We start from the raw sequence: 12564 nt of genomic DNA, 5'->3' as shown, positions 1-12564 counted from the left end.
AGCAAACATGGCCAGAGACAACAAGGACCTCATCGTCGGTCTCGACATCGGCACCTCGAAGGTGGTGGCCGTCGTCGCCGAACTGCTGCCCGATGGCCGCTTCGAGGTGGTCGGCATGGGGCAGGCCGACTCGAAGGGCATGAAGAAGGGCGTGGTGGTCAACATCGACGCGACCGTCGAGTCGATCCAGCGCGCGCTCGAAGAGGCCGAGCTGATGGCCGACTGCAAGATCACCCATGTCTATACCGGCATCGCCGGCAGCCACATCCGCAGCTTCAGCTCCAGTGGCATGGTCGCCGTGAAGGACAAGGAAGTGACCCCGGCCGACGTGGCGCGCGTGATGGAAACGGCCAAGGCCGTGAACATCCCGACCGACCAGCAGATCCTGCATGTGCTGCCGCAGGAGTTCATCGTCGACGGCCAGGAGGACGTGCGCGAGCCGCTCGGCATGAGCGGCGTGCGGCTCGAGGTGCGGGTGCATATCGTGACCGGCGCGGTCAGCGCGGCCCAGAACATCGTCAAGTGCGTGCGCCGCTGCGGGCTGGAGGTGGTCGAGGTGATGCTGCAACCCCTTGCATCAAGCCTCGCGGTCCTGACGCCGGACGAGAAGGATCTGGGCGTGGTGCTGGTCGACATCGGCGGCGGCACGACCGACATCGCGATCTTCACCAACGGCTCGATCCGGCACACGGCGGTCATCCCGATCGCCGGCGACCAGATCACCAACGACGTGGCGATGGCGATGCGCACGCCGAGCGCCGATGCCGAGGAGATCAAGCTCCAGCACGGCGTGGCCAAGCAGGTGCTGGCCGATCCGCATGCGCAGATCGAGGTGCCGGGCCTCGGCGACCGCGGCCCGCGCACGCTCAGCAAGCAGGCGCTGGCGGCCGTCATCGAGCCGCGCGTCGAGGAGCTGTTCGCGCTCGTCCAGCAAGTGGTGCGCGCCTCGGGCTACGAGGAAGTCATCGGTTCGGGCATCGTCCTGACGGGTGGCTCGTCGCTGCTGCCGGGCGTGGTCGAGCTGGCGGAGGACATTTTTCTCAAGCCGGTGCGCCTCGGCGTGCCGGACTACCGTGGCGGCTTGGCCGATGTGGTCAAGAGCCCGCGTTATTCGACGGTCATGGGTCTGCTGTCGGAGGCCAAGCTACAGAACGAGCGCGGCCGCGTGGTGCGCTCGCAGACCGGAGGTTTCAAGCAGACGTTCAGCGCGATGCGCGAATGGTTTGCGAATTCGGCGAAGTGGTTCTGAGCCAGGAGGCGAAGGCCGCTGCGCCAGCAGTGAAGTTCGGCAGTAGCAGTTCGAAGCAGGTAACCAGGAGGACGCACAAATGGGTTTTGAAATGATCGATGCACCGGCCGAACAGCTCGGCACGGTCATCAAGGTGATCGGCGTGGGCGGCGCGGGTGGCAACGCCGTCGCGCACATGATTTCGCGCAACGTGCAGGGCGTGGATTTCCTCGCCGCGAACACCGACGCGCAAGCGCTTGCACGAATCCCGGGCGCGAGCACGATCCAGCTCGGCAAGACCGGCCTCGGCGCCGGCGCCAAGCCGGAGGCTGGCCGCATGGCCGCCGAGGAAGCGCGCGAGCGCATCCGCGAGCAGCTCCAGGGCGCCAACATGGTGTTCATCACCGCCGGCATGGGCGGTGGCACGGGCACGGGCGCGGCGCCGGTGGTGGCCGCGGTCGCCAAGGACATGGGCATCCTCACGGTCGCGGTCGTGACCAAGCCCTTCGAGTTCGAGGGCGGCAAGCGCCTGCGCACCGCCGAGGCTGGCCTCGAAGATCTCGCGAGCAATGTCGATTCGCTGATCGTCGTGCTCAACGAGAAGCTGCAGGAAGTGCTCGGCGACGACGCGACGATGGAAAGCGCGTTCAAGACTGCCGACGACGTGCTGCACAACGCGGTGTCGGGCATCGCCGAGATCATCACGGTGCCGGGTCTGGTCAACGTCGACTTCGAAGACGTGAAGACGGTCATGCGCGAGCAGGGCAAGGCGATGATGGGCATCGGTCAGGCGAGCGGTACCGACCGCGCGCGCGTCGCGGCCGAGCAGGCCGTCGCGAGCCCGCTGCTGGAGGGTGTGGACCTGTCGGGCGCCTCGGGCGTGCTGGTCAACATCACCGCGTCGAAGGGCACGCTAAAGCTGCGCGAGACCAGCGAGGCCGTGAACACGGTCCGCAACTTCGCGGCCAAGGACGCCGAAATCATCTTCGGCACGGTGTGGGACGACAACCTCGGCGACGCGATGCGCGTGACCGTGGTCGCCACCGGCCTCGGCCGCGCGGCGGCGGTCGCCAAGCCGATGGTGCTCGTCAACAACGAGCGCGGCCTGCGTACCGGTACCGACAACCTCGCCGTCGCGGCGATGACGGGTGGCACGACCGGCACCGCTCCGGCCGGTCGTGGCGCCGACTACAGCAACTACGACATGCCGTCGATCTGGCGCGATCCGCGCTCGGCCGCCGCGCGCGTGTCGGCGCTGGAAGAGAACGGCATGGACCGTCTCGACATCCCGGCCTTCCTGCGCAAGCAGGCCGATTGAGGTCGCGTCGGTCGGGCCGGGCGCTGCGTCCCGCCCGGTCCGACCGACGGGTCCGTGCGCGGCGCGTGGGTAGCCGCGCGCCGCGCACGGACCGGTTATTGCACGGGATGTGAAATCGCAACCCGGTTCTGGCAATTGCAGGCGCCTGCACATAGTGAAATTTCATCGCGTGCGATGCAATCGCGTACCTTTGCTTGCCGACCTTGGCTTGCATCAAAACCAATGGGAACAGCAGCGACGATAGAATCCGCCGCATCCCACGTCAGGCGCCGACAACGGCGATCGTCCCCATGCTCAAGCAGCGCACGCTCAGGCAAATCGTCAAGACCACCGGTGTCGGCCTTCATTCGGGCCGCAAGGTGGACCTCGTGCTGCGGCCGGCGGCGCCCAACACCGGCATTCTGTTTCGCCGCATCGACCTCGATCCGCCGGTCGATCTGCCGGCCGATCCGATGTCGGTGAAGGACACGCGCATGGCGACGACGCTCGACCGCGACGGCGTCAAGATCGCCACCGTCGAGCATCTGATGTCGGCGCTCGCGGGCCTCGGCATCGACAACGCGGTCATCGACGTGAGCGCGCCCGAGATCCCGATCATGGACGGCAGCGCGAGCACCTTCGTCTTCCTGCTCCAGCAGGCGGGCATCGAGGAGCAGCCGGCGGCCAAGCGCTTCGTGCGGGTGAAGAAGACGGTCGAGGTGCGCGAGGGCGACAAGTGGGCGCGGCTCGAGCCCTTTCACGGCTTCCGCATGAACTTCTCGATCGCGTTCAACCATCCGGCCATCGACGCGACCGGCCAGTTCGCCGAGATCGACTTCGACACGACGAGCTATGTGAAGGAGATCGCGCGCGCCCGTACCTTCGGCTTCATGCAGGAAGTCGAGGCGCTGCGCGCTGCCGGCCTCGGCCAGGGCGGCACGATGGACAACGTGATCGTCATGGACGAGTACCGCGTGCTCAACCAGGACGGCCTGCGCTACGACGACGAGTTCGTGAAGCACAAGCTGCTCGACGCGATCGGCGATCTGTACGTGCTCGGCAAGCCGCTGCTCGCCGCCTACTCGGCCAACAAGTCGGGGCATGCGATCAACAACCAGCTGCTGCGCGCGCTGCTGGCCGACGAGACGGCCTACGACATCGTCGATTTCACCGACGATGCGAAGGCGCCGGTGGCCTTCGCGCGGGCCGGCCTGTCGATCGGGGCGGCGACGGCGTTCTGAGCCGCGCGGCGGTCGCGCCGCGGTGTCGCGGTGGACGGGTTGCGACACAGGCCAGCCGCGATGCCGGCCTGGCGTGACGGGGGAAGGGCGGATTCGCGGCAGCGCGATCCGCCCTTTTTCATGGCCGCGTCAGGCCGAGGCATCGGCCTCGTCGGTCACCGTCGGCCGGCGGTTGAGGTGGGCGAAGGCGACGCAGCGCGCGAAGTCGGGCAGCCAGCTTTCGGTATCGGGCACGTAGCGCACGCCGGGTTCGCGCCGCAGCGCGAGCCAGGGCACGGGCGGCAGCGCGGCCGGATCGGACTTGAGTTCGACCTTGCTGGAGTCGTGCAGCACGCCCCAGAGCCGCGCGGCGATCGTGCCGCTGCCCGCGATCGCGAGCGTCGCGATCGGGATTTCCTCTTCGTTGCAGATGGTGGCGTAGAGCCAGTCCGGCCCGTGGTCGCGCACGACGATGTCGCAGATCGGCCGCGACCAGGGAATGCGCGAATGGCCGCGTTCGAGCGCGTCGGCGAGCCAGTGCCGCAGGTGCTGGAGCAGCTCCGGTTGCACTTCGTGCAGCCAGGCACGGCGCGAGCTGCCGTCGTGCAGGATCAGGTGGTCGAGATGGAAGATGGCCATGGCGGGAACGGGTCGGGGCAGGGAAGGGCGGTGCAACCCCGACAAAGCCGTGGGCTTTCCGCCATGCGCGCGCCCGGACTGCAATTACCGTTCCGTCGGACTTCGCACAAACGCGGCGGAAGCGTGAGCCCATGGCGATCGGTCGTCCGCCGTCCCGGCCGCGCCGCCTCAGAGCCGCGCGAGCAGTTCCGCCTTCTTCGCGCTGAATTCGGCGTCGGACAGGATGCCCTTGCGATGCAGCTCGGCCATGCGCTCGATCGTCGCGAGAATGTCGTCGCCCGTCGCGCTTGATCCGCCCGACGCCTGGGCGTTGCCGGTCGCGGGCGTGGCATTCCACGCGGGCGCGGGCGGCGACGACTGGCTCCAGGCATCGGCGGGCGGTGCCGGCGCCGGATTCCAGGCCGGTGCCGCCGGGGCGTTCCAGGTCTGGGCTTCGGGCGTGGGTGCCGGACTGCCCGCCGCGCCGCCGCTCACCACCGGCAGGCTGTCCACGCCGAAGCTGCCGTACTGGCTGTTGAACGTGACCGAGCCGGGCCAGCCGCCCTGTTGCTGCTGCACGCCGCCGATGTTGTGGTCGAGCGTGTCGTACACCGTCACCTGTCCGCCCTGCGAGATCGCGAGCCGGCGGCTCTGCGGGAAGACGGCGTAGCGCGAATCGTTCTGGCCGCCGCTCGAACTCGGGCTGCCCAGCTCGGCCGGCCACCAGTTGCCGCCCGAGGCCATGAAGCCGCCCTGCGACTGTTGCTGCTGCTGTGCCGGCGCGTACATCGGCTGGTTGGCGAGCAGCGACGACAGCTCCGAGCAGATGCCGGCCACCGTCGATTGCAGGCCGCTGTTGAACATGTCGCCGACCATCGTCATGCCGCCGCGCATCCACTGGCCGTTGCCGCCGAGTTCGGGGTGCCAGAACTGGGCCATCGTGCCGCCGCCGGCCGAGACGGCATCAAGCAGCGTGCGCACCGCATCGGAACTGACGCCGTAGCGCCGCGCGAGGTCGGCGACGGCCTGTTCGCCGGACGGGGTGAGTTGTTGCATGGCTGCCTCCGCGCAGCGTGAAAGGCAGGGCAGGGTAGCGCATGCGCATGACGGCCCCGCGCCGGTCACATCGCGGGGAGCGCAGGCGGCATCGCGTCGCGGACGCGGCAGCGGCCGGCCGGAACCGCGTGCGGGCGGATCAGCGCTGCGAGGTCTTCCAGTTCGGATTGACCCAGACCGGCGCATCCGACGGCACCAGCGGCTTGCGGCCGCGGATCGTGTCGGCCAGCTTCTCGGCCATCATGATCGTCGGCACGTTGAGGTTGCCGCTGACCACCGCCGGCATGATCGACGCGTCCACCACGCGCAGGCCCTCGACGCCATGCACGCGGCCCTGGCCATCGACCACGGCCATGTTGTCCGAACCCATCTTGCAGCTGCATGACGGGTGATAGGCGCTCTCGGCCTTCTCGCGGATGAAGGCGTCGATGTCGGCGTCGCTCGTCATCTTCGGGCCGGGCGCAAGTTCCACGCCCCTGAACTCGTCGAAGGCCTTCTGCGCGAAGATTTCGCGCGTGAGCTTCACGCCGTTGCGGATCTCGCGGCGGTCCTGCTCGGTCGTCATGTAGTTGAAGATGATTCTGGGATGCGCCTTCGGGTCGGCCGACTTGAGCGTGATGCTGCCCCGGCTGGTCGGGCGCATCGGGCCGATGTGGGCCTGGTAGCCGTGCTCGGTCGCGCTCGCGCTGCCGTCGTAGCTGATCGCCATCGGCAGGAAGTGGTATTGCAGGTCGGGGTGCAGCACGCCCGGCTCGCTGCGGATGAAGCCGCCGCTCTCGAAGTGGTTGGTGCCACCGAGGCCGCTGCCGTCGATGAGCCATTGCGCGCCGATCTTCGCCTTGGCGAACAGGCTTTGCGCGCTGTACAGCGTGATCGGCTGCTTGCACGACACCTGCACATAGCACTCCATGTGGTCCTGCAGGTTCTGGCCCACGCCCGGCGAATCGTGCACGACCTGGATGCCGAGCTTGCGCAGCGCATCGGCCGGGCCGACGCCCGACAGCATCAGCACCTGCGGCGAATTGATCGCGCCGCCGCTGAGGATGACTTCGCGCTTCGCCGTCACCGAATGACGCTGGCCGCCCTGGGCGTACTCGATGCCGATCGCGCGCTTGCCGCGACCGTCATGGTCGAACAGCACGCGCGTGACCAGGCAGCGCGAGCGCACGACGAGGTTGGGCCGCTTCATCGCCGGCTTGAGATAGGCCACGGCCGCGCTCTGGCGCTTGCCCTTGTACACGGTCATGTCCATCACGCCGAGGCCTTCCTGCTGGTGGCCGTTCATGTCGGCGGTGACGGGGTAGCCCGCCTGCCGCCCGGCCTCGATGAAGGCGCGGTACAGCGGATTGGTGCAGGCGCCGGTCGTGACCTTGAGCGGGCCGCTGTCGCCGCGGTACTTGTCGCCGCCCTTCACGCGCGTCTCGCTCTTGCGGAAGTAGGGCAGGACGTGGGCGTAGTCCCAGTCGGCCAGGCCCGGATCCTTGGCCCAGCCGTCGTAGTCGAAGGCGTGGCCGCGGATGTAGACCATGCCGTTGATCGACGACGAGCCGCCGATGACGCGACCGCGCGGGCAGTGCAGCCGGCGGTTGTTCATGCCGGGTTCCGGCTCTGTGTCATAGAACCAGTTGTACTTGTCGTTGGCGAGCGGATAGGCGAAGGCCGACGGCATGTGGATGAAGATGCTGGCGTCGCCCGGGCCGGCCTCCAGCACCAGCACGCGGACGTCGGCATCCTCGGTCAGCCGGTTGGCGAGCACGCAGCCGGCCGAGCCGGCGCCGACGATGATGTAGTCAAAGGCTTCTTGTTTCATGGCACGGAGCGCCGCTCGTGGCGGGCGTCGGAAGATGCTTCTGTTCTGCGGGTTCTGTTGAACGGCCCGCCAGGATGGCGGCGTGCCGGTCGGCGGCGCGCGGTCCCGCGCCGGGGCGCACGGGCGGCGCGGCCCGCGCCGTCGGCGTCAGGCGTAGGGATCGGCGATCTTGCCCAGCTCGACGTACACGCTCTTGATGCGCGTGTAGTGCTCGATCGCGGCGTGGCTGTTTTCGGAGCCGATGCCCGATTCCTTCGTCCCGCCGAACGGCATCTCGATCGGCGTGATGTTGTAGTTGTTGATCCAGCACACGCCCGCGTCGAGCTGGCCGGCGACGCGATGGCCGCGCGCGATGTCGCGCGTGAACACGCCGCCCGCGAGACCGAAGGGCGTCGCGTTCGCGCGCGCCACCACTTCCTCCTCGCCGGAGAACGTCAGCACCGACATCACCGGGCCGAAGATCTCTTCCTTCACGATCGTCATGTCGTCGGTGCAGCCGGTGAACACGGTGGGCAGCACGAAGTTGCCGGCCGCGAGCGCGGCATCGTCGGGGCGACCGCCGCCGAGCACGCACTCGGCGCCCTCGGCCTTGCCCTTGTCGATATAGCCGAGCACCTTGGCCGCGTGGTCGCGCGAGATGAGCGCGCCCACCTGCGTCGCCATGTCGAGCGGATCGCCGAGCTTCAGCCGGCCGGCGCGCTCGACCACGCGCTGGACGAAGCGGTCGTGCACGGCCTCGTGCACGAACACGCGCGTGCCGTTGGTGCAGATCTCGCCCTGGGTATAGAAGTTGGCCAGCAGCGCGGCGGTGACGGCCTGCTCGATGTCGGCATCGTCGAAGACGATCAGCGCCGACTTGCCGCCGAGTTCCATCGTCACGCGCTTGAGCGTGTCGGCGGCGGCGGCCATCACGCGCTTGCCGGTCGGCACCGAGCCCGTCACCGACACCTTGGCCACGGCCGGATGCGTGCTCAGCAGGCGGCCGGTGCGGCCGTCGCCCTGGAGCACCTGGAACACGCCGGCCGGCACGCCGGCCTCGAGGTAGATCTCGGCCAGCTTGGCGGCCGTGTTCGGCGTCATCTCGCTGGGCTTGAAGATCATCGCGTTGCCGCAGGCGAGGGCGGGCGCGCTCTTCCACAGCGCGATCTGGATCGGGTAATTCCAGGCGCCGATGCCGACGCAGATGCCGAGCGGCTCGCGGCGGGTGTAGGCGAAGGCATTGCGCAGCGGGTACTGGTCGCCGCGCAGCGTGGCGGCCATGCCCGCAAAGTACTCGAGGCAGTCGGCGCCGCTCGCCACGTCCACCGCGATGGCTTCCTGCAGCGGCTTGCCGGTGTCGAGCACTTCGAGGCGCGCGAGTTCGTCATTGCGCGCGCGCAGCAGCGCGACGGCGCGCATCAGCACGCGGCCACGCTCGGCGCCCGTCAGGGCGGCCCAGGCGCGCTGACCTTCGCGCGCGGCGGCGATCGCGGCTTCCACCTCGGGTTCGAGCGCGATCTCGACCTGGCACAGCGGCGCGCCGGTCGCGGGGTTGAGCTTCTCGAAGCATTCGCCCGAGACCGAGGCGCGATAGCCGCCGCCGATGTGGTTGAGAAGTCGCTGCACGATGTCGCTCGTCGGGTGGTGGGCCGTCCGGCGCTGAAGCCGGAAATGAAATGCGGGAATTCGGCCGGTCGTCTTGCGCGCCGATGGCGCGGCGCAGCCGGACCGGGACGGCTGCTGCATCGCGGCATCGGCCGCGAGCGGAGGGGGCGGTGCGCCGGCGGCAGTCGCATCGTGCCGGCCGCCTTCGTTGCGCGGTGCCTGCCGGGGCTGCCCGGCTGGCACCGCGCATCGATCAGAACGTGCGCGTCGCGCTCACGAACACCGTCGTCTTGATCGGGTTCGACACCGCCGGGTTGCCCGACGAATCGAGCGCGCCGGTCGTGTAGCGGTCGTAGTAGCCGCTCTTGTTGCCCCAGCCGCGCGTGACCGCGCCGGTGAGCAGCCAGCCGCCGTCGAGAGCCTTGGTGACCGCGAGCTTGGCGTCCTTCCAGCCGGCGTCCTTGAAGTTGCTGACCCGCTGCTGGCCGAAGTGCAGGCTGGTGCCGAAGCTGTCGCCGAGGTCGAGCGTGGCGTTGAGGTCGAGATAGCCCGACCAGCGGCTGTGCTTGTCGTCGCCGGTCAGCAGCGAGCGGCTGTTGTAGCCGAAGTAGTCCTTCGTGTAGGTCAGCCAGTACTTGGCGGTGAACCACTTCCAGCCCGCCTGCGGCACGAACTCGCCGTAGTTGTAGCTCGCGTCGGCGAACTTCAGCTTCGCGCCCGGATAGAGGTAGTAGTAGAGCTGGGCGCCGTAGGTGAAGTCGTCGGTCGCGCCGGTCCAGCCGCCGTACAGATCCCATTCCACCGAGCCGTCCTCGATGAACTTGTTGCTCACGCTGGACATCCAGGTGCCGATGCTGAAGCCGTTGCCGAGCGCGTAGTCGGCGCCGCCCTGCAGCGCCGGCTTGCCCCAGGTCTGGCGGAAGCCGCGCGACACGTACTGCGACGCGAGGGTGACGTTGGTGGTCAGCGCGGGCGCCTCGGCGGCATCGGCGGCGGCCTCCTCGGCGTGCACGGCCAGGCAGCCGCCCGCGAGGAGGAGGGCGAGCGCGACGCTGCGCGCGATCTTGGTCTTGTGGTTCACGGCGAATCCCCTGGAGTACGGTGGTTTCGGGCGCCCGCGTTTCGCGCCGGCGGGCTTTCGGCCAGGGGATTATTCGAGGGCCTCACGCAAGCCATCCGTCCATACGCGACCGGAACAATCGCTTTCCCGACAGCGACAGGCGGCTGTCGTTCACAGGCAACCGCGTGTCGTTTGATGACGCTTTCGGGTTTCGGGCGCCGTCTATCGTTCGTGCCATCACCGGGAGTTCAAGCGTGACAACAACCCACAATTTCAGCGGCGCGCGATGTCGCCGGGGGGCGCGATGATGGCGAAGGACAAGATCGTCGTCGAGAACCTGACCAAGATCTTTGGCGAGAATTCGGAGCGCTGGCTGTCGCTCATGAAGGCTGGCTGGAGCAAGGAACGCCTGCTCGCCGAGCACGGCGTGACGGTCGGGGTCTGCGACGTCAGCTTTACTGTGCGCGAAGGCGAGATCTTCGTGCTCATGGGCCTGTCGGGCTCGGGCAAGTCGACGCTCATCCGCCTGATCAACCGGCTGGTCGAGCCGACCGCCGGCCGCGTGCTGATCGACGGCCAGGACGTCGTGACGCTGCCGGCCGACAAGCTGCGCGACCTACGCCGGCGCGACATGAGCATGGTGTTCCAGAGCTTCGCGCTGCTGCCCAACCGCACCGTGCTCGACAACGCCGCCTTCGGGCTGGAAGTTGCCGGCGTCGGCCGCAAGGAGCGCGAGCGCGCCGCGATGGAAGTGCTGGAGCAGGTCGGCCTCAAGCCTTTTGCCCGCAAGCATCCGCATGAACTCTCGGGCGGCATGCGCCAGCGTGTGGGGCTGGCCCGCGCGCTCGCCGTGAACCCGTCGCTGATGATCATGGACGAGGCCTTCTCGGCGCTCGACCCGCTCAAGCGCCGCGAGATGCAGGACGTGCTGCTCCAGCTCCAGGCCGAGCACAAGCGCACCATCGTGTTCGTCTCGCACGACATCGAGGAAGCCTTCCGCATCGGCAACCGCATCGCGATCATGGAAGGCGGCCGGCTGATCCAGCTCGGCGAGCCGCGCCAGATCATCGAGAACCCGGCCAACGACTACGTGCGCGCCTTCTTCGACGGCTTCGATACCTCGCGCTACCTCACCGCCGCCGACCTGCTGCGCGCCGACGCCGTGCCGGTGCTCACGCGCCAGGACAACAGCCTCGACTTCGACGCCGACGCCCTGCTCGGTGAGCTGTTCGCCGATGAGCGCGGCTGGTGCTTCGTGCTCGACCGTGACCGCCGCGTGAGCGGCGCGCTCGACGTGCCGACGCTGCGCAACTGGCGCGCCGGTCACGGTCCGCGCGAGCTCATCCGCGTCGAGCCGGTGCGCGGCGCCTGCCGCCTCGACCAGATCATTCCGCAACTGATGCGCAGCGCCGGGCCGCTGCCGGTGGTGGACGACGATGGCCGCTATCGCGGCGCGATCAACAAGCGCGCGGTGCTCGGCCGGCTCGCTGCAAAGGGAGGGGCGCTCCATGGCTGAAGCCTTCATTCCGCTCGGCGACTGGGTCAATGAAGCGACCCAGTTCGTCCTCGCCCATGACGATGGCCTGTTCGAGAAGGCCGGCCATGTGATCGAGACCTTCACCGTCGCGGTGCAGGACGGCCTCCAGGCGATGCCCGTCTGGATGCTCGCGGGCGTCTTCGTGGTGCTCGGGCTGTGGCGCGTAGGGGCGGGCTTCGCGGCCTTCACCGCCGCCTGCTTCGGGCTCATCTACGGCATCGGCCTCTGGGACCAGACCGTGGTGACGCTGGCGCAAACGCTTGCAGCGACGGTCATCAGCCTGCTGCTGGGCGTGCCGCTCGGCATCGCGTCGGCCAAGAGCAAGCATGTGTCGATGGTGATCCGCCCCGTGCTCGACTTCATGCAGACGATGCCGGCCTTCGTGTACCTGATCCCGGCCGCGATGCTGTTCGGCCTGGGCATCGTGCCGGGCGTGCTCTCGACCGTCGTGTTCGCGATGCCGCCCGCCGTGCGCCTGACCGCGCTCGGCATCCGCCAGGTCGATCACGAGCTGGTCGAGGCGGGGCTTTCGTTCGGCTGCACGCCGACGCAGCTCTTGTTCAAGGTGCAGCTGCCCAATGCACTGCCGGCGATCATGGCCGGCGTGAATCAGACGATCATGATGGCGCTGTCGATGGTCATCATCGCGTCGATGGTCGGCGCGGGCGGCCTGGGCAACGAGGTACTGGCCAGCATCCAGCGGCTCGACATCGGTCTCGGCTACGAAAGCGGCCTGAGCGTGGTGCTGCTCGCGATCATCCTCGACCGCATCACCGAGAGCTTCGGCGGCAACGGCGGCAAGCGCCTGGGGTTCGCTGCCCGCATGAAGAAGCTGTTTGGCGGCTCGCGTCCGGCGGCGGTCGCCACGCCCGACACGGTCGCCAAGACCGTGGGCTGAACGGCTCTCCAACCGTCTTTTCTCCTGTCCCTGCCATGGGGCATCTGGCTGCGCTCCGCAAGGTGCGCGGCCTTTTTTCGTATCCGCGCGCAGCCGGCCAGATACAGCATCCGGCAGTGATCTGCTGTCAATTCGTGCATACGTGTCGGCATTCGGCACTCTTCTTGCTGACATTTGCGCCATCCTGTTTCCGACTTACAGAACTGACGCCGGTGGCACGCAGGCCGCATCACGGCGCAGCCCGCAAAGCAAAGAG

The 12564-nt window shown here is 68.4% G+C and carries 10 protein-coding genes; 5 read left to right on the top strand and 5 right to left on the bottom strand.

The annotated features are described in order from the left end of the window. The first annotated feature begins 7 nt into the window (after positions 1-7). The 3 genes from ftsA (at position 8) to lpxC (ending at position 3766) form a co-directional block, all read left to right on the top strand. Complete coding sequence (ftsA, locus tag H566_RS0105060; RefSeq protein ID WP_028310583.1) at positions 8-1249, top strand: cell division protein FtsA; 1242 nt, start codon at positions 8-10, stop codon at positions 1247-1249. Between the two features lie 79 nt (positions 1250-1328). Further along, on the top strand, positions 1329-2546 hold the full coding sequence (gene ftsZ, locus H566_RS0105055) for a cell division protein FtsZ (RefSeq protein ID WP_028310582.1): 1218 nt from the start codon (positions 1329-1331) through the stop codon (positions 2544-2546). A 290-nt stretch (positions 2547-2836) separates the two neighbouring features. Beyond that, the gene (gene lpxC / locus H566_RS0105050) at positions 2837-3766 is read left to right on the top strand and encodes a UDP-3-O-acyl-N-acetylglucosamine deacetylase (protein ID WP_028310581.1); all 930 of its coding nucleotides are present in this window, start codon (positions 2837-2839) and stop codon (positions 3764-3766) included. A 129-nt stretch (positions 3767-3895) separates the two neighbouring features. Here lpxC and H566_RS27230 read toward each other — a convergent pair whose 3' ends face one another. The 5 genes from H566_RS27230 to H566_RS0105025 form a co-directional block, all read right to left on the bottom strand. After that, positions 3896-4384 (bottom strand): hypothetical protein, encoded by a 489-nt coding sequence (locus H566_RS27230; RefSeq protein WP_051378062.1) that lies wholly within the window; start codon positions 4382-4384, stop codon positions 3896-3898. A gap of 168 nt (positions 4385-4552) precedes the next feature. Continuing rightward, positions 4553-5419, bottom strand: a complete 867-nt coding sequence (locus H566_RS0105040) for an SHOCT domain-containing protein (RefSeq protein WP_028310580.1) — start codon at positions 5417-5419, stop codon at positions 4553-4555. Between the two features lie 139 nt (positions 5420-5558). Continuing rightward, positions 5559-7229, bottom strand: a complete 1671-nt coding sequence (betA, locus tag H566_RS0105035; protein WP_028310579.1) for a choline dehydrogenase — start codon at positions 7227-7229, stop codon at positions 5559-5561. Between the two features lie 147 nt (positions 7230-7376). After that, positions 7377-8834 carry a betaine-aldehyde dehydrogenase gene (betB, locus tag H566_RS0105030; RefSeq protein ID WP_425387920.1) on the bottom strand — a complete coding sequence of 486 codons (1458 nt, stop codon included), beginning with the start codon at positions 8832-8834 and terminating at the stop codon, positions 7377-7379. 232 nt (positions 8835-9066) lie between these two features. Continuing rightward, positions 9067-9894, bottom strand: coding sequence for a TorF family putative porin (locus H566_RS0105025; protein WP_028310577.1), 828 nt, complete (start codon positions 9892-9894; stop codon positions 9067-9069). A gap of 286 nt (positions 9895-10180) precedes the next feature. Here H566_RS0105025 and H566_RS0105020 point away from each other — a divergent pair, with 286 nt between their 5' ends. After that, positions 10181-11389 carry a quaternary amine ABC transporter ATP-binding protein gene (locus H566_RS0105020; RefSeq protein WP_028310576.1) on the top strand — a complete coding sequence of 403 codons (1209 nt, stop codon included), beginning with the start codon at positions 10181-10183 and terminating at the stop codon, positions 11387-11389. Beyond that, entirely contained in the window at positions 11382-12308 is a 927-nt protein-coding gene (locus H566_RS0105015; protein ID WP_028310575.1) for an ABC transporter permease, read from the top strand. The genes H566_RS0105020 and H566_RS0105015 overlap by 8 nt, the downstream gene beginning before the upstream one ends. The last annotated feature ends 256 nt before the right edge of the window (positions 12309-12564 follow it).

The organism is Derxia gummosa DSM 723 (assembly GCF_000482785.1).
Classification (GTDB): Bacteria; Pseudomonadota; Gammaproteobacteria; order Burkholderiales; family Burkholderiaceae_E; genus Derxia; species Derxia gummosa.
This window is presented reverse-complemented; position numbering and strand designations above follow the sequence as displayed.

Bases quoted from the DNA above. Each gene is read 5' to 3' on its own strand.
- ftsA (WP_028310583.1), top strand. From the start codon at position 8: ATGGCCAGAGACAACAAGGACCTCATCGTCGGTCTCGACATCGGCACC.
- ftsZ (WP_028310582.1), top strand. From the start codon at position 1,329: ATGGGTTTTGAAATGATCGATGCACCGGCCGAACAGCTCGGCACGGTC.
- lpxC (WP_028310581.1), top strand. From the start codon at position 2,837: ATGCTCAAGCAGCGCACGCTCAGGCAAATCGTCAAGACCACCGGTGTC.
- H566_RS27230 (WP_051378062.1), bottom strand. From the start codon at position 4,384: ATGGCCATCTTCCATCTCGACCACCTGATCCTGCACGACGGCAGCTCG.
- H566_RS0105040 (WP_028310580.1), bottom strand. From the start codon at position 5,419: ATGCAACAACTCACCCCGTCCGGCGAACAGGCCGTCGCCGACCTCGCG.
- betA (WP_028310579.1), bottom strand. From the start codon at position 7,229: ATGAAACAAGAAGCCTTTGACTACATCATCGTCGGCGCCGGCTCGGCC.
- H566_RS0105020 (WP_028310576.1), top strand. From the start codon at position 10,181: ATGGCGAAGGACAAGATCGTCGTCGAGAACCTGACCAAGATCTTTGGC.
- H566_RS0105015 (WP_028310575.1), top strand. From the start codon at position 11,382: ATGGCTGAAGCCTTCATTCCGCTCGGCGACTGGGTCAATGAAGCGACC.